The sequence below is a fragment of the Streptococcus oralis genome, from assembly GCF_003943385.1.
In the GTDB taxonomy this organism is placed as follows: domain Bacteria; phylum Bacillota; class Bacilli; order Lactobacillales; family Streptococcaceae; genus Streptococcus; species Streptococcus oralis_CA.
The window spans coordinates 71614-90474 of the sequence record NZ_RJPI01000005.1; the positions used below are offsets into that span (position 1 = coordinate 71614).

The 18861-nt window shown below is 41.7% G+C and carries 10 protein-coding genes and 2 pseudogenes; all 12 read left to right on the plus strand.

Features of this window, described 5'->3' with window-relative positions; all coding sequences use genetic code 11:
* Nucleotides 1-16 precede the first annotated feature (16 nt).
* Nucleotides 17-4642, plus strand: a pseudogene (locus D8803_RS05020) (SIALI-17 repeat-containing surface protein); the annotation flags it as partial.
* Between the two features lie 125 nt (nt 4643-4767).
* Nucleotides 4768-5619, plus strand: a complete 852-nt coding sequence (locus D8803_RS05025) for an NAD(P)H-hydrate dehydratase (protein ID WP_061416475.1) — start codon at nt 4768-4770, stop codon at nt 5617-5619.
* A gap of 199 nt (nt 5620-5818) precedes the next feature.
* Nucleotides 5819-8308 (plus strand): bifunctional DnaQ family exonuclease/ATP-dependent helicase, encoded by a 2490-nt coding sequence (locus D8803_RS05030; protein WP_411756587.1) that lies wholly within the window; start codon nt 5819-5821, stop codon nt 8306-8308.
* 5 nt (nt 8309-8313) lie between these two features.
* Nucleotides 8314-9537, plus strand: coding sequence for an FtsW/RodA/SpoVE family cell cycle protein (locus D8803_RS05035; RefSeq protein ID WP_007517506.1), 1224 nt, complete (start codon nt 8314-8316; stop codon nt 9535-9537).
* A 10-nt stretch (nt 9538-9547) separates the two neighbouring features.
* The gene (locus D8803_RS05040; protein ID WP_061416477.1) at nt 9548-10102 is read left to right on the plus strand and encodes a DJ-1 family glyoxalase III; all 555 of its coding nucleotides are present in this window, start codon (nt 9548-9550) and stop codon (nt 10100-10102) included.
* An 83-nt stretch (nt 10103-10185) separates the two neighbouring features.
* Nucleotides 10186-10749, plus strand: a complete 564-nt coding sequence (locus D8803_RS05045; protein WP_061417764.1) for an HAD-IA family hydrolase — start codon at nt 10186-10188, stop codon at nt 10747-10749.
* A gap of 14 nt (nt 10750-10763) precedes the next feature.
* Complete coding sequence (gene gyrB, locus D8803_RS05050) at nt 10764-12710, plus strand: DNA topoisomerase (ATP-hydrolyzing) subunit B (RefSeq protein WP_000134069.1); 1947 nt, start codon at nt 10764-10766, stop codon at nt 12708-12710.
* An 80-nt stretch (nt 12711-12790) separates the two neighbouring features.
* Nucleotides 12791-14518: a septation ring formation regulator EzrA gene (ezrA, locus tag D8803_RS05055; protein ID WP_131200448.1), complete on the plus strand. Its 1728-nt coding sequence runs from the start codon at nt 12791-12793 to the stop codon at nt 14516-14518.
* 105 nt (nt 14519-14623) lie between these two features.
* Entirely contained in the window at nt 14624-16015 is a 1392-nt protein-coding gene (gene pgdA / locus D8803_RS05060) for a peptidoglycan-N-acetylglucosamine deacetylase PgdA (RefSeq protein ID WP_131200449.1), read from the plus strand.
* A gap of 79 nt (nt 16016-16094) precedes the next feature.
* Nucleotides 16095-16937 carry an aldo/keto reductase gene (locus tag D8803_RS05065; RefSeq protein ID WP_131200450.1) on the plus strand — a complete coding sequence of 281 codons (843 nt, stop codon included), beginning with the start codon at nt 16095-16097 and terminating at the stop codon, nt 16935-16937.
* A 269-nt stretch (nt 16938-17206) separates the two neighbouring features.
* Nucleotides 17207-17579: pseudogene (locus D8803_RS09945) on the plus strand (GFA family protein).
* A gap of 209 nt (nt 17580-17788) precedes the next feature.
* Nucleotides 17789-18706, plus strand: a complete 918-nt coding sequence (gene glyQ / locus D8803_RS05075) for a glycine--tRNA ligase subunit alpha (protein ID WP_000038733.1) — start codon at nt 17789-17791, stop codon at nt 18704-18706.
* Nucleotides 18707-18861 lie beyond the last annotated feature (155 nt).

Genomic DNA, 18861 nt, shown 5'->3' on the forward strand with positions numbered 1-18861 from the left:
AAATGATAAAGAAATCGCTAAACCTAGTCAACCAATTACACCTGAAACTCCAAAAGTAGAGCAAACAGGTGATGGAACAGTTGAATTGGCCAATCAATTTACGGCAAGCAAACCAGCTAGCGAAGCCAGTATTGAAGCTGCCAGCAAGAGCTCAGACTATCTCAAAAAAGAGTACAAGGTCTTTCCAACTCCACAAAAAGTGACTTATGGAGAAGGTGTCACAGCCCTTCGTAAGCAAGTCAATCTGGTAATGGGCGATCAACTCGATATCTATACTCGCAATCGCTTGAAGAGCGTTTTGCAGGACAATCAAGTATCTTACAAAACTAGTAAAACGGCCGTTTCTGGCGCAACTAATATCTATCTTGGAGTGCATGGACAAGGTTCACAAGCAGAACAAAACTTGTCCAAGGTTTCCGCGGGTCTCTTTGACAAAATTGATGCTTATGCTCTGACCATCAAGGACAACTCTATCTCCATCGTCGGAAAAGACACAGATGCGGTCTTTTATGGTTTGACAACCTTGAAACATATGCTCAAGGAAAGTCAAGTGCCAGTCCTTCGCAATGTGACAGTGGAAGATTACGCTGAAATCAAGAACCGTGGGTTTATCGAAGGTTACTATGGAAATCCATGGTCTAATGAAAATCGTAAAGAATTGATGCGTTATGGAAGTGAATTGAAGTTAACTCAATACTATTTCGCACCAAAAGATGATCCATACCACAATAAGAAATGGCGTGAACTTTACCCAGAAGAAAAACTGGCTGAAATCCGAGAACTTGCACGTGTCGGTAATCAAACGAAAACACGTTATGTTTGGACCATCCATCCATTTATGAACAATCGTATCCGCTTTGGCAATGAAGCGCATTACCAGGCTGATCTTGCAACCATAAAGGCTAAGTTTACTCAGTTGTTGGACGTGGGAGTGCGTGAATTTGGTGTGCTTGCAGATGATGCACCAAGCCCAGTTGGTGGTTACCATAGTTATGTTCGCTTGATGAAGGATATCACAAATTGGTTGACTGAAAAACAAACAACATACAGTGGTCTCCGTAAAGATATGATTTTTGTTCCTGCCTGGTACATGGGGCAAGGAACTGAAGCTGAACTTCGAACCTTGAATGAACATCTTCCTGAAAATGTCCATTTAACTCTTACTGGTGGAAAGGTCTGGGGGGCTGTTGACCAAACATTCTTAACGAACTTAAAGAAAAATTTAACAGAAGGTGGTAAGACTTACCGTCCAATTCAGTTCTGGATTAACTGGCCATGTAATGATAATACAAAACCCCACCTAATTCTTGGAGGTGGTGAAAAATTCTTACATCCAAATGTTGATTTATCACTTGCACAAGGAATTATGCTAAATCCAATGCAACAATCTGAAGCATCTAAAGTGGCACTTTTTGATATGGCTCAGTATGGATGGAAACAATGGAGAAGTGTAGAAGAAGCAGAACAAATCAACGATATGGCCTTTAACTATGTAGTTAATGATCATTTTGAAGAAAGCAGTGTTTCGAAGGCTTTTCGAGAACTCGGAAAACACATGCGCAATCAAAATAGACCTCCCCATGTCACTAAATTAGAAGAGTCTGTAGAATTGGCTCCAAAATTGACAGAATTCTATAACAAACTCAAATCTAGTCAAAATCTGGATACTGAAAGAAAAGAGTTGAGGGAAATTTTTGCTGGTTTGAAAGCCAATGCTCTATTACTTAAAGAAAAAGGTGATCAGAAATTAATCGAACAAATTCACTATTGGTTAGAGAATACAGTAGATCAAATGAACGCGCTTGAAGCTTTCCTAACAGCTACAGAAGGTCTTACTGAAAAGAATGATGCCAAGGTGTGGGAGTATTATCAGGCCGGAGTCAAACATTATGACCAGTCAGTTAAGTATGCCTTCTTTTACGTTGACCATTATGAATACGCAGAATTTGGTGTCCAACATATTCGACCATTTATCAATAATCTCAAAGAATACTTAGCCTTACATATCCAAGCAATGTTGAATCCAGATAAATTTGTGACAACATTTATTACGAATCGTGCTGGAATAGAAGGCGGATTGAAAGAAGTCACAGATGGTGACTTTGATACACATGTGATTGCCAAAACAACCATTGTGATTGAGAGAGGCGATTATGTAGGCTTGCGCTTTAATAAGGCAATTAAAATACACAAATTAGGTTTCGCTACGGGTACTAATACGGCCGATAATTATACCTTTAGTAATGCTCTTGTTGAATATCAAAATGAACATGGAGAATGGGTAGCCATAACGAGCCCCGCTTATACTGGTAGAGAACGTATTCTGGAATTTAATGACCTCGATATCACAGCTCAAGCTGTTCGTATGATAGCAACAGCTAAGAAGGATAATGCTTGGCTTGCCATGCGTGAAATTGCTGTTAACAGACCCCTAGAATTGGGTAGTAAGAAGGTTAGGGGCACTATTAGTTTAAGTCCAAACCTTGTTTACAAATATGGAACAAGTGTTGTTCAGATGCAAGATGGTCGAGAAAACACAGAATCCATGATGGCACATGTTGATCAGACCAATGTCACACCAGCGCAAGCCTGGGTACAAATGGACTTAGGTGGACTGCACAAAGTAAAACGAGTTCATCTGATGCAAGGGGAACGAGACAAACTAGCATCTGGTGTCATCGAATATTCTGCAGATGGTACAAATTGGACAACGCTTCAAAATTTATCAGGGCAACGAACTTCTGATATTGTGCAAGAATTTACAACTCGTTTTGTTCGCATTCGCAATACACAAACCTTAAATAAGTGGTGGAGAATTGCGGAATTTACAGTAGATGTCGATAGTCCAAATCTTGACTTAACGGACACCAACGTAGACGCCTTGAAGGAAACACCAGTAGTGGATAGCTTGGGCAGTTACGAGCTTCAAATTCCAGCTGGAACCAAACTCCCTGCTCATAGCTATCTAGGTATGAAGCTTGATCGTATCCATCAAGTCAAGAGCATCCAGCTCCAAGGTCAGGCTAACTCAGCACTCAGCCTAGAATACTCTGTAAATGCGCAAGAATGGACACCAGCTAGCCAGTTGACTGATAGATCTGTAGCGACCCACTTGGTACGTTACGTTCGTCTTGTGAATAAAACAGACAAAGAACAGGCTGTTCCATCTACTTCACTCCTAGTAACTACCAAAGAAGTGCAACCAACCAAACTAGAATCTACAACTATGGGCATTCATCCAACATACGGCAGCAATGATGTTCGTAAACTAAACAACCTAGATCAACTATTTGACGGTGTTTACAATAACTTCGTTGAGTTTTCAGACTATGCCCATAAAGATGGCCACGTAACCTTGAAGCTTGGTAGCGAACGTACCATCAAGAAGATCAGAGCCTATATCCAAGACGGAACTCAAAACTACCTTCGTGATGGTAAGATCCAAGTCAGCCAAGACGGTAAAACTTGGACAGATGTTGTGACAGTGGGAGATGGTGTGGCCAACAGCCAACACGATGATTCTCTGACAGATGGTTGGACACATGATTCTAAGATGCCAGGAAATCGTTACATCGAAGGTGAATTGACGACACCAGTCAAAGCCAACTATCTCCGTGTTCTCTATACTGCAGACTATGATGCTCGTTTTGTAGGCTTTACAGAATTGGTCATCAACGATGGCGAATTTGTCAAACCAATCAATGATCCAACAGTAGAAGGAAATGGTGGCGAAAGCCAAGGCAATCTTTATAATAATCTTGTAGACGGCAAAGTCTTGACCAGCTACAAGTCTGAAAAAGACAAGGGCGAGTTAGTTTATCACTTATCTGAGCCAACCAATGCCAACCACCTTCGTCTCGTTTCCAGTCTTCCTGAAGGAGCTAAGGCACGTGTTCTTGCTAGAACACTCAAGGATGGTCAAGACAGTTGGACAGACCTCGGTGCCATTACATCTAGTCTCCAAACCTTCGCTATCCGAAATGGTGGCTCTCTTCTAGACGTCAAATTAGTCTGGGAAGGTGGCAAGGCTGAGTTTTATGAATTGGCGAGCTTCTATCAAGAATTAACGGAAGAAGCTGTTCAATCAAGCAAGTGTGAAGAACCAGCACCCGTGCTTGAAGTTCCTGAGTTCACAGGTGGTGTCAATGCGGTTGAAGCGGCAGTGCATGAGGTACCAGAATACACAGGCCCACTTGGAACAGCCGGAGACCAAGCGGCACCGACAGTTGAGAAACCTGAGTTCCAAGGTGGTGTCAATGCAGTTGAAGCCTTGGTACATGAGCTTCCAGAGTACACAGGCCCATTATCAACAGTAGGTGACCAATCCGCACCTACAGTAGAAAAACCAGAGTTCCAGGGCGGAGTCAACTCCGTTATGGCCTTGAAACATGAGCTCCCAGCTTACACAGGTCCCTTATCAACAGTAGGCGACCAGGCAGCACCGACAGTAGAGAAACCAGAGTTCAAGCTAAGTTCGTTAGAAAAAACTCAGACTCCAGGAGCACCAGTTCAAATTGCCAAAGAAGACAAGAGATTGCCAGAAACTGGTGAGAAACAGTCAGAAACAGCTATTTTATTGGCAAGTGTTGGACTAGCTCTATCTGCTATCTTTGTCGCAAAAAGTAAAAAAGAAATTAATTGACTTTGAAAAAAGAGATATTTCGTAGAGGGGCTTTGTCCCCTCTTTTTCTATATGAAGGAAGAGATTTATGTTTAAGATGCAAGGTCAATAAACTTTATAGTATAATGAATAGAGAGGAAAAAACGATGAAAGTGATTGATCAAGCCTTACTAGAAAAAGTCATTATTGAACGTTCTCGTACCAGTCATAAAGGAGACTATGGCCGTCTGCTCTTGCTTGGTGGGACCTATCCTTATGGTGGAGCCATCATCATGGCTGCCTTGGCAGCTGTAAAAAGTGGTGCAGGATTGGTGACCGTTGGAACAGATAGGGAAAATATCCTTGCTCTATACAGTCATTTACCTGAGGCTATGGCCTTCTCTCTTCAAGATCAGCAATTGTTAAAAGAGCAATTGGAGAGGGCAGAAGTTGTCTTATTGGGACCTGGTTTACGAGACGATACTTTTGGAGAAGAACTAGTCAAACAGGTCTTTGCTAGCTTAAGACAGAATCAGATTTTGATTGTAGACGGAGGTGCCTTGACTATTCTCGCTAGGATAAGTCTGTCATTTCCTTCTAGCCAGCTTATCCTAACTCCCCACCAAAAGGAGTGGGAAAAACTGTCTGGAATTACGATTGAAAAACAAAACGAAGGTACAACAGCTAGTGCTTTGACTTCTTTTCCTCAAGGGACGATTTTAGTTGAGAAAGGTCCAGCGACTCGTATCTGGCAAGCCGGTCAGCCTGAATATTATCAATTAGAAGTCGGAGGCCCCTATCAAGCAACTGGTGGGATGGGAGATACACTTGCTGGGATGATTGCAGGTTTTGCAGGTCAGTTTCACCAAGTCAGTCTCTATGAGAGAGTGGTGGTAGCGACTCATCTTCATTCAGCTATCGCGCAAGAACTTGCTCAAGAAAACTACCTTGTCTTGCCTACCGAAATTAGTAAAGCTCTTTCGAAAGCAATGAAAAAAATATCTCAAAAAGGCAGCTAATATTTTGGTTGTCTTTTTATGTTGATGTAGCTTTGTTGATAAAGTTTTCAAATACCTCAGAACCAGCGACCAACTGCTGAACTTGCTTGAAATTCTAACTTTTAAGGTCTTGGTTTTTACTCAAATTCGCAATTAAAGCGAGATTGTTATCAAAGTTGAGGGGTGTCAAATCATGCTTTTTTTGATATAATTTTTAATGATGAATGCGAGAAATGATCGGTATGTGGTCGTTGATTTAGAGGCGACCAGCACCGGAAGCAAGGCAAAAATTATTCAAGTAGGCATTGTGGTGATTGAGGATGGTGACATCATCGATCAGTATGCGACCGATGTCAATCCCCACGAACCCTTGGATTCTCATATCAAAGAATTAACGGGTCTGACCGATCAGCGTTTGGCTGCGGCACCAGAATTTTCTCAGGTGGCCGGAAAAATTTTTGAATTGGTTAAGGACGGTATTTTTGTTGCGCACAATGTACAGTTTGATGCTAACCTTCTTGCAGAATTTCTCTTTTTTGAAGGATATGAATTGCGTACACCGCGAGTGGATACAGTTGAGCTTGCCCAAGTTCTGTATCCTCAGTTTGAAAAGTATAACTTAGGTATCCTTTGTCAAGAGTTGGGCATTGAGCTGGAACATGCCCATACTGCCCTGTCAGATGCTCAGGCAACAGCTGAACTCTTGCTTTACATGCGTCAAAAACTTTTTGAGCTACCTAAAGGGCTTTTAGAAAGCTTGTTAGACCTTGCAGACAACCTTCTCTATGAAAGTTATCTGGTGATTGAGGAGGTCTATCAGCAACAATCTCTCTTATCTTCGCCAGACTTGATGGAACTTCATGGGCTTTTCCTGAGAAAGGAAAGCAAAGCCTTAGTCCCACGAAAGTTATCCAAAGATTTTGCTAAAAATATTTCTTTATTGGGGCTAGAGGAGCGACCGCAACAGTTGGAATTTGCGGAGAAGATTGAGCAATTACTGGAAGAACACCAGACTTCCTTTATCCAAGCTCAAACGGGACTGGGCAAGACTTATGGTTATCTCCTCCCAGCTTTGAATTTGGAGAGTCAAGCAGGTATCCTAGTGAGTGTTCCGACCAAAATTCTTCAAAATCAGATCATGCAAGAAGAAGGTCAACGCCTAAAAGAGGTCTTCCATATGGAGATTCATAGTCTCAAGGGGCCTCAAAATTACTTGAAACTGGATGCCTTTCACCGAGTTTTCCATCGATCTGAGTCCAATCGTCTTTTCACACGCTTTAAAATGCAACTGCTCATCTGGCTAACGGAGACAGAGACTGGTGACTTGGACGAAATCGGGCAACTTTATCGCTATCAGCATTTTCTGCCAGAACTAGTCCACGATGGCAAACTTTCAAAGAAAAGTTTATTTGCTACAGAGGATTTTTGGAAACGAGGGCAGGAAAAGGCCAAGACCAGTCGTGTTCTTCTGACCAATCATGCCTATCTGGTCACTCGTTTGGAAGACAATCCAGAGTTTGTAGATAACCGTTTGGTGATCTTGGATGAAGCTCAAAAAATGCTGCTAGCTCTCGAAAATCTGGCCCAGCAGTCTTATCGACTTGAGGAACTTGTAACTCAAATTGAAAAGTCCTTGGAGTCAGAAGAAGATTTGATTCAGAAACGCTTGCTTGAGAGTATAGGTTTTGAATGTCGTTACTTGATGGAGCACTATCAATCAGGTCTTAAGAATGGAAAGTGGTTGGATTCTCTCGAACACTTGCGCCAGCATTTTTCGGAGTTAGCTCTCCCAGAGTATAGAGAGATTGCAAACTTTTTCACCTCGGACCGTGAATTTTGGCTTGCTACAGCAGAGAAATCGAGCAAGGATGTCTTGATTTGTTCAAGTAAAAAAGGCCGCTTTATACTAGCAGACCTATTGCCAGAAGATTGCAGGCTCCTAGGAGTATCGGCTACTCTTGAAATCAGCAATCGGGTTTCCTTAGCAGATTTATTGGGATTTCCAGATGCTCCACTTGTTAGGCTTGATGTAGTAAAGCAGGAGCAACAAGAAGTCTTTCTAGTCGATGATTTTCCTCTTGTGACAGAAGTTTCACCTGTTGACTATGCTAGTGAAGTGGCTTCTGTTATCCGAAGGTTACAAGTCTTTCAAGAACCCATACTGGTCTTGTTTACCTCAAAAGAGATGTTGCTGGCAGTTTCAGACTTGCTCGACCAACCGCATCTAGCTCAGTATAAAAATGGGGAACCAAGCCAACTGAAGAAACGTTTTGAAAAAGGTGAACGCCAAATCTTGCTTGGAACAGGTAGTTTCTGGGAAGGAGTTGACTTTTCTACCCATCCATTTGTAATCCAAGTAATTCCGAGATTGCCTTTCCAAAATCCCCAAGAACCTTTAACCAAAAAATTAAACCAAGAACTGCGCCAAGAAGGGAAAAATCCTTTCTATGATTATCAGTTGCCGATGGCTATCATTCGGTTAAAACAAGCCCTGGGTCGTACTGTTAGACGATCTGACCAAGGTTCGATTGCTCTAATCTTAGACAGCCGTGTCGTCAGCAAGCGTTACGGCAAACAAATCGCTCAGGCCTTGTCAAAAGAAAGGGCTGTTCAGGTTCTTTCTAGAGAACGGCTAGAGCCTGCTGTAGCTGATTTTCTCCAATTCCGTCGCAATAGAATGAAAGAAAAATCCAAGAAAGAGAAGAGGTAAAAAATATGAAACGTTCCTTCGACTCTCGAGTCGATTATAGCCTTCTCCTACCAGTGTTTTGTTTACTGGTGATTGGAGTAGTGGCCATTTATATAGCAGTTAGTCATGACTATCCAAATAATGTGTTACCAATACTAGGCCAGCAAATTGCCTGGATTTCCTTGGGCCTTGTCATTGGTTTTGTGGTCATGTTCTTCAATACCGAGTTTTTATGGAAGGTGACTCCCTATCTTTATGGTCTAGGGCTAGCTTTGATGGTCCTACCTCTTGTTTTCTACAATCCGAGTTTGGTAGCTTCTACAGGTGCCAAAAACTGGGTATCAATTGGTGGAACGACACTCTTTCAGCCATCGGAGTTCATGAAGATTTCCTATATCTTGATGTTGGCTCGAGTCATCGTACAATTCACTCAAAAACACAAGGAATGGCGACGAACTATTCCCTTGGATTTCCTATTGATTGGTTGGATGATTGCCTTTACCATCCCAGTCTTGATCCTCTTAGCACTACAAAGTGACTTAGGGACTGCCTTGGTCTTTGTAGCTATTTTTGCAGGCATGGTTCTCCTTTCAGGTGTTTCATGGAAGATTATCATTCCTGTTTTTGCGACAGGAGTGACTGCAGTTGCAGGCTTCATGGCCATCTTTATAAGCAAGGATGGACGTGCCTTCTTACATCAGATTGGGATGCCAACTTACCAGATCAACCGCATCTTGGCTTGGCTCAATCCCTTTGACTTCGCGCAAACAACGACTTACCAACAGGCGCAGGGACAAATTGCGATTGGAAGTGGTGGCTTGTTTGGGCAAGGTTTCAATGTGTCCAATCTCCTCATTCCAGTACGTGAGAGTGATATGATTTTCACAGTAATTGCTGAAGACTTTGGCTTTATTGGTTCGGTCTTTGTCGTTGCCCTGTACTTACTTCTCATCTATCGGATGTTGAAGATTACTCTCAGGTCAAATAACCAGTTCTACACCTACATTTCGACTGGATTTATCATGATGTTGCTCTTCCATATCTTTGAAAATATCGGTGCCGTGACAGGCTTACTTCCTTTGACAGGGATTCCTCTACCTTTTATCTCTCAAGGGGGCTCCGCAATTATTAGCAACCTCATTGGTGTCGGTCTCCTCTTATCTATGAGTTACCAGACCAACCTAGCGGAGGAGAAAAGTGGAAAAGTTCCATTCAAACGAAAGAAAGTCGTCCTAAAACAAATCAAATAAGGAGGCCACTATGGCAAAAGTAGCAGTTATTTTAGCCCAGGGTTTTGAAGAAATTGAAGCCTTGACAGTAGTCGATGTCTTGCGTCGAGCAAACATTTCTTGTGATATGGTAGGATTTGAAGAGCAGGTGACAGGGTCGCATGACATTCAGGTAAAAGCCGACCGTATCTTTGATGGCGATTTGTCCGACTATGACTTGGTCGTTCTTCCAGGTGGCATGCCAGGCTCAGCTCACCTACGAGACAATCAAGCCCTCATTTCACAGATTAAAACCTTTGATCAAGCAGAAAAGAAAATTGCTGCCATCTGTGCAGCCCCAATCGCCCTCCATCAAGCAGGTGTCCTGAAAGACAAGCACTTTACTTGTTATGACGGAGTTCAGGAGCAAATTACTGACGGAATTTATCAAAAGCAAACAGTGGTTGTAGATGGTAATCTAACAACTAGCCGAGGACCGTCAACCGCACTTGCCTTTGCCTATGAGTTGGTAGAGCAATTGGGAGGAGATGCTGAAAGTTTACGAGTCGGCATGCTCTATCGAGATGTCTTTGGAAATCAACAGTAAGACGAGAGTTCGGCTCTCGTTTTTGCTTGGAAAAATCTAGGAAATCATCGCTTTTTTCATAAAAAAATGGTATAATGAAGGGTATGAAATATCACGACTACATATGGGATTTAGGTGGTACCCTATTGGATAATTATGAGACTTCTACAGCAGCCTTTGTAGAAACCTTAGCCCAATACGGAATAGAGCAAGAGCACGACCGTGTTTACGAAGCCTTGAAGGTTTCGACAGCTTTTGCCATTGAGAAGTTTGCCCCAGACATCGAGAATTTTTTAGAAAACTACAAAGAAAATGAAGCGCGTGAGCTAGAGTATCCAGTTTTGTTTGAGGGAATTCCAGAACTACTCAAAGACATTTATGACAAGGGTGGCCGTCATTTCTTAGTTTCTCATCGAAATGACCAAGTTCTAGAACTTCTTGCAAAGACTCAGATAGCGAACTACTTCACAGAAGTAGTGACTGCCAGTTCAGGCTTCAAACGAAAACCAGATCCTGAGTCCATGATTTATTTACGTGATAAATATCATATTACATCTGGTTTGGTCATTGGTGACAGAAATATTGATGTAGAGGCAGGTAAAGCTGCTGGCTTAGATGCCTATCTTTTTAAAAACGTTGCGACATTGAGACAAGCAATAGACATGTAAGAAAAAGGAAAAAAATGACAGAAGAAATCAAAAATCAACAGGCACAGGATTATGATGCCAGTCAAATTCAAGTTTTGGAGGGACTTGAAGCTGTTCGTATGCGTCCAGGTATGTATATTGGATCGACTTCAAAAGAAGGTCTTCACCATCTAGTATGGGAAATCGTTGATAACTCAATTGACGAAGCCCTAGCTGGATTTGCCAGTCACATCCAAGTCTTTATAGAGCCAGATAACTCCATCACCGTTGTGGATGATGGTCGTGGAATTCCTGTTGACATTCAGGAAAAGACAGGACGTCCCGCTGTTGAGACCGTCTTTACAGTCCTTCACGCTGGAGGAAAATTCGGTGGTGGCGGATATAAGGTATCAGGTGGTCTCCACGGGGTAGGTTCATCAGTAGTAAACGCTCTTTCAACGCAACTAGATGTTCATGTTCACAAAAACGGCAAAATTCATTACCAAGAATACCGTCGTGGTCATGTTGTTGCTGATCTTGAGGTCGTTGGAGATACGGATAAAACTGGAACAACAGTTCACTTCACACCAGACCCAGAGATTTTTACAGAAACAACGACCTTTGATTTTGACAAATTAAACAAACGTATTCAAGAACTAGCCTTTTTGAACCGAGGTCTTCGAATCTCAATAACAGATAAGCGCGAAGGTCTAGAACAAAGCAAACATTACCACTATGAGGGTGGGATTGCTAGCTACGTTGAATATATCAACGAGAACAAGGATGTGATCTTTGATACGCCAATCTACACAGACGGTGAGATGGATGATATTACAGTTGAAGTAGCCATGCAGTACACAACTGGTTATCACGAAAACGTCATGAGTTTCGCCAATAACATTCACACCCATGAAGGTGGTACGCATGAGCAAGGTTTCCGTACAGCGCTGACACGTGTTATCAATGATTATGCCCGCAAAAATAAGCTACTAAAAGACAATGAAGACAACCTGACAGGGGAAGATGTCCGTGAAGGATTAACTGCTGTGATTTCTGTCAAGCATCCAAATCCGCAGTTTGAAGGACAAACCAAGACCAAACTGGGCAATAGCGAAGTGGTTAAGATTACCAATCGTCTCTTCAGCGATGCCTTCTCTGATTTTCTCATGGAAAATCCGCAGATTGCTAAGCGCATCGTGGAAAAAGGGATTTTGGCTGCCAAGGCTCGTGTAGCTGCCAAGCGTGCGCGTGAAGTCACTCGCAAGAAATCTGGTTTGGAAATTTCCAATCTTCCAGGAAAACTAGCAGACTGTTCTTCGAACAACCCAGCTGAAACCGAACTCTTTATCGTTGAGGGAGACTCAGCTGGTGGGTCAGCTAAATCTGGTCGTAACCGTGAATTCCAAGCTATCTTGCCGATTCGTGGTAAGATCTTGAACGTTGAAAAAGCTAGCATGGATAAAATCCTTGCAAACGAAGAAATTCGGAGTCTCTTCACAGCCATGGGGACAGGATTTGGTGCAGAATTTGATGTCACTAAGGCTCGTTACCAAAAACTCGTTTTGATGACTGATGCCGATGTCGATGGAGCCCACATTCGTACTCTATTGTTAACCTTGATTTACCGCTACATGAAACCAATTCTAGAAGCTGGATATGTCTACATTGCTCAACCGCCAATCTACGGAGTAAAAGTTGGAAGTGAGATCAAAGAATACATTCAACCTGGTGCAGATCAAGAAATTAAACTCCAAGAAGCCTTAGCACGTCATAGTGAAGGGCGTTCAAAACCAACCATCCAACGTTATAAAGGTTTGGGAGAAATGGACGACCACCAATTGTGGGAAACTACCATGGATCCTGAACATCGCTTGATGGCGCGTGTTTCGGTAGATGATGCAGCAGAAGCTGATAAAATCTTTGATATGTTGATGGGTGACCGAGTTGAACCTCGCCGTGAATTTATCGAAGAAAATGCCGTTTACAGTACCCTTGACGTCTAAAAAATGTGGGAAATAGTTCCCATGACCTAAAAAATATGATATAATCAATACGATTGTTTCTAGTATAAAAGGAGTTTGATATGTCTAATGGACAACTAATTTATCTAATGGTTGCGATTGCAGTCATTTTGATTCTGGCTTATGTAGCGGCAATCTTCCTACGTAAGCGTAATGTAAGTAGATTGACGGCCCTCGAAGAAAGAAAAGAAGAACTCTACAACCTTCCTGTAAATGATGAGGTTGAAGCGGTTAAAAACATGCATTTGATTGGTCAAAGTCAGGTAACCTTCCGTGAATGGAATCAAAAATGGGTTGATTTATCCCTTAACTCATTTGCTGATATTGAAAATAACCTGTTTGAGGCTGAAGGCTATAATAATTCTTTTCGCTTTTTCAAAGCGACTCACCAAATCGATCAAATCGAAAGTCAAATTGATTTAATTGAAGAAGACATTGCGGCGATTCGCAATGCGCTTTCAGAGCTTGAAAAACAAGAGTCTAAGAATAGTGGACGTGTTCTGCATGCTTTGGACTTATTTGAAAATCTGCAACATACCGTAGCAGAAAATTCGGAACAGTATGGTAAAGCCCTTCCTGAAATTGAGAAACAATTGGAAAATATCCAGTCAGAGTTTTCTCAATTTGTAACCTTGAACTCTTCAGGTGACCCAGTTGAAGCTGCAGCGATTCTTGATTCAACTGAAAATCATATTCTCGCTTTGACACATATCGTTGATCGTGTTCCATCTCTCGTGAAGACTTTGTCAACAGAGCTTCCAGAACAATTGGAAGATTTGGAGGAAGGCTACCGTAAACTCTTGGATGCTAATTATCACTTCACTGAAACGGACATCGAGTCACGCTTCCAACTTTTACATGAATCCTTGAAAAATAATCAAGAAAACATCCGCCAGTTGGAATTGGATAATGCAGAGTATGAAAATACACAAATCCAAGAAGAGATTAATGCGCTCTACGATATCTTCACGCGTGAAATAGCTGCCCAAAAAGTCGTTGAAAGTCTCCTTTCAACGCTTCCAACCTACCTCAATCACTTGAAAGAAAATAATCAGGTTTTGGTTCAAGACCTTGAACGCTTGAATAAAACTTATCTTCTCCCAGAAAGTGATGGGAATCATGTCCGCCGTCTTCAAGCTGAATTGTCAGGGCTTGATACAGCGATCACAGAGGCAACTGAAGATCAGGGTGAGCCAACTCAAGCTTACTCTATTTTAGAGGAGCAGTTTAATTCACTTCAAAGCAATCTTAAAGATATTGAAGATGAGCAAATTTCTGTGAGCGAACGCCTAGCTCAAATCGAAAAAGACGACATCAATGCTCGTCAGAAAGCCAATGTCTATGTGAATCGCTTGCATACTATCAAACGTTACATGGAAAAGAGAAACTTGCCAGGTATTCCTCAAAGTTTCTTGAAACTTTTCTTCACTGCAAGCCATAACACAGAAGATCTGATGGCAGAGTTAGAACAAGCACAAGTTAATATTGAATCTGTTAAACGAATTCTTGAAATTGCAACCCATGACATGGAGGCTCTTGAAACAGAAACCTACAATATTGTTCAATATGCGACCTTGACGGAGCAACTCTTGCAGTATTCAAACCGTTACCGTTCATTTGATGAGCGTATCCAGCAAGCTTTCAATGAAGCGCTTGAAATTTTTGAAAAAGAATTTGACTATAAGGCATCATTCGAGAAGATTTCTCAGGCCTTGGAAGTTGCAGAACCAGGAGTCACAAATCGCTTTGTTTCTTCTTATGAAAAAACACGTGAAGCGATTCGCTTCTAATACTTGAAAAGCTTAGATTATCTAGGCTTTTTATTATTTCTTTCAAAAATAGAAGAATATCGATTTATCATTGAAATTATAGTTCTGATTTGATATGATGGAGATATGAAGAAAAATAGAGAGAAGCGTGTTTCCCACGATAAAAAGAGAAATGTATTACTTGTTTTAGTAGGTATTTTAAGTCTTGCTATGATCTGCCTAGGTGGCGTGATTGGTCACAAGATTCTACAGAAACAATCCTATGAACAAAAAATTGAAGCCTTAAAAAACGAAAAAGACCAACAATTCAACGCAGGCAGCCAGAAAGACCATTTCCGAAAAGGTCAAGCTGAAGTGATTGTCTATTATCCTCTTCAAGGGGAGGAAGTCATTGCGCCTGTTAGGGAAAAAATCAACCAGGATATTAAAGAAAAGCTGGAAGATAAAGAAGATTTGGTCTTTTATTATACCGAGCAATTGGATCCTGTTTTAAAGGGAGTTCTTGCTCGTAATATCAGTAAGCAAGTCTACGATTTGTCTGCAGCAAAGGTTGAAGAAAAAGAAAAGACGTCTTTAGGGAAAATTTTCTTGACAGAAGATGGTAAACTTTTTACTCTTAGTCAACTTTTCAAAGATACTAGCAAGGCTAAGGAACTCCTACTGAGTCAAATCAAATCAATTCTAGAAGATAAGAAGCTCGACCAGACAAAAATTGATCAGGTTCTAAAAAACTTTACAGACCAAGATCTGGCATCATGGAGCTTTGATTATAAAGATAGTCAAATCATCCTTTATCCTGAGAATCCAGGGGAGACTCTGGAGGAAATTGCCCTACCAATATCCAGTTTCTTTGATGTCATTGAGTCCTCTTATCTATTAGAAAAGGATGCTGAGCTCTACCAAGCTTACTTTGTACAAAAAAATAAAAAAGTTGTAGCCTTGACTTTTGATGATGGTCCAAATCCATCTACAACGACACAAATTTTGGATACATTGGCTAAGTACAATGTAAAAGCGACCTTCTTTGTACTTGGTAAAAACATTGCTGGCAATGAAGATCTTCTGAAACGAATGAAGTCTGAAGGGCATGTTGTGGGAAACCATAGCTGGGATCATCCAGTTCTTTCAAAATTGACTCTTGAAGATGCTAAAAAGCAAATCATGGATACAGAAGATGCCTTGACCAAGGTTTTAGGATCGAGTTCTAAACTCATGCGTCCGCCTTATGGTGCCATTACTGATGATATCCGTAACAGTCTGGACTTGAGCTTTATCATGTGGAATGTGGATAGTTTGGACTGGAAGAGTAAGAATGAAACAGCTATTTTGACAGAGATTCAGCATCAGGTTCGTAATGGATCGATCGTTCTTATGCATGATATTCATGGCGCTACAGTTAATGCTCTTCCAAAGATTATAGAATATCTGAAAGACCAAGGTTATACATTTGTGACCGTTCCGGAAATGCTGAATTCTCGCTTGAAAGCTCACGAAATGTATTATGACCGTGATCAATAACCTTCAAAATCTAAAGAGACATGCCTCTGTTAATCTGGCTTTGTTTCTTTAGATTTTCTTCACATAGAAAGGAAAAACGATGAAATTTTACACACTTAATAATGGCGTTTCAATCCCAGTTTTAGGATTTGGGACGTGGAAAGCTGAAAATGGAGAAGTAGCCTACCAAGCTGTTTTAGAAGCCTTGAAGGCTGGTTACCGCCATATCGATACAGCAGCTATCTACAAAAATGAGGAGAGTGTTGGTCGCGCTATTCGAGATAGTGGTATTCCACGCCAAGAAATCTTTGTAACGACCAAACTCTGGAATACCAATCACAGCTATGAAGAGGCTCGCCAAGCTTTTGAGCAATCAATGGGAAAACTGGGATTGGACTATCTAGATTTGTACCTTATCCATTGGCCAAATCCAAAACCACTAAGAGAAAATGACGCATGGAAAACTCGTAATGCTGAAGTCTGGAGAGCGATGGAGGACCTATATAAAGAAGGTAAAATCCGTGCTATCGGAGTTAGTAATTTCCTTCCCAAGCATTTGGATGCCTTGCTTGAGACGGCAAGAATCATTCCAGCGGTCAATCAGGTGCGCTTGGCACCTGGAGTTTATCAAGAGGAAGTGGTTGACTACTGCAGAGAGAAGGGAATTCTCCTAGAGGCCTGGGGACCTTTTGGGCAAGGAGAGTTATTTGACAAGAAAGAAGTCCAAGAAATTGCTGCAAAGCATGGGAAATCAGTGGCTCAAATCGCCTTGTCTTGGAGTTTGGCAGAAGGCTTCTTACCACTACCTAAGTCAGTGACAGCCTCTCGCATCCAGAGCAATCTTGACTGTTTTGGGATTGAACTCAGCACAGAAGAGCGAGAAATCTTAAAGACTATCTCGGTGACTTCTGGTGCACCACGTGTGGATGAGATGGATTTTTAGAAAGTAAGAAAAAGAATTGTAAATTTCGTGCCTTTCTGATATAATATTCAACAGGAAAGAAAGTCTTATGGCGTTCTTCAAGCGAACTTGGGACAGTGGGAGCCAAGCAGAACAAGATAAGGAACTGGCGCTTTCTGTCGTATTTTTAAAAACAATGAAGTAATAAATTAGGGTGGAACCGCGTTTCTGACGCCCCTAGTCGCAAGGCTTGGGTGTTGAAATTCGGTTCTTTTTGAATTTCGTCAAATACCCAAGAGGAAAGGAACATAATGATTAAAGGATCTTGTTTATGTAAAGCAGTCACCTACACTCTAGATGAAGAATTATCGGAAATAGTTTTTTGCCATTGCTCATTCTGTCGGAAAGCAACTGCGTCGGCCTACACAGTTAATGCCAAAGTTAGCAGCAAAAACCTGGCATTGTATGGAAAAAGAGAATTTGGTTACCTACAGTTCATCTCCAGGGAAACAACGTTATTATTGCCAGAACTGTCATAGTCAAATTTTCACTACTCAAGAAAATATACCAGAAGTTTGCGCTTTGAAATTAGGAACAATAGATGAATGCGATCAGAATTTACAAACTGTTCCCAAACGTCATATTTTTCAGAACCCAGCTTTTTCTTGGTTGCTTGATAAATAAACCTAAGAAGATAATATAAATAAAGGAGTAAACAATGTCTAAAAAATTGACTTTCCACTACGTCAGTGGCAGAAACCTCCTTACAGTCGGACTGCCCTACGCTCAGTACTAGGGTGCTGAGCTAGACGCAGTACTAACTCGTCTTGCCTCGTATAATCGACGAGGCAGACTCGTGTCGCAAGAAATCATTTTTTATTAAGGAGTATTCAATGTCTAAGAAATTAACATTTCAAGAAATTATTTTGACTTTGCAACAATTTTGGAATGACCAAGGTTGTATGCTCATGCAGGCTTATGACAATGAAAAAGGTGCGGGAACCATGAGTCCGTACACTTTCCTTCGTGCCATCGGGCCTGAGCCATGGAATGCGGCTTATGTAGAGCCATCACGTCGTCCTGCTGACGGTCGTTATGGGGAAAACCCTAACCGTCTTTACCAACACCACCAATTCCAAGTGGTGATGAAGCCTTCTCCATCAAACATTCAAGAACTTTACCTTGAGTCTTTGGAAAAATTGGGTATCAATCCTTTGGAGCACGATATTCGATTCGTTGAAGATAACTGGGAAAATCCTTCTACTGGTTCAGCTGGTCTTGGCTGGGAAGTTTGGCTGGATGGGATGGAAATCACTCAGTTCACTTACTTCCAACAAGTTGGTGGATTGGCAACTGGCCCTGTGACTGCGGAAGTTACCTATGGTTTGGAGCGCTTGGCTTCTTACATCCAAGAAGTGGACTCTGTCTATGATATTGAGTGGGCTGATGGTGTAAAATACGGAGAAATCTTTATCCAGCCTGAGTACGAGCACTCAAAATATTCATTTGAAATTTCGGACCAAGAAATGTTGCTAGAAAACTTTGATAAGTTCGAAAAAGAAGCTGGTCGTGCCTTGGAAGAGGGCTTGGTTCACCCTGCCTATGACTATGTTCTCAAATGTTCACACACCTTTAATCTGCTTGACGCGCGTGGTGCCGTATCCGTAACGGAGCGCGCAGGCTATATCGCTCGTATCCGTAACCTGGCCCGTGTCGTAGCCAAAACCTTTGTCGCAGAACGCAAACGCCTAGGCTACCCACTTTTGGATGAAGCAACACGAGCTAAACTCTTAGCAGAAGACGCAGAATAAAGAGAGTGACAAATTACGAAAATGGGCGAACAGAGTGAGCCTTGAGCCAGTTGCTGTAGTGATGAAGGTATCCTTAGTGAAGCTAAGGATACTAGGCAAAATTGGAGACTTTCGGCTCCAATTTTAGCAATGAAACAACGAAGTTGGTTGCTTGC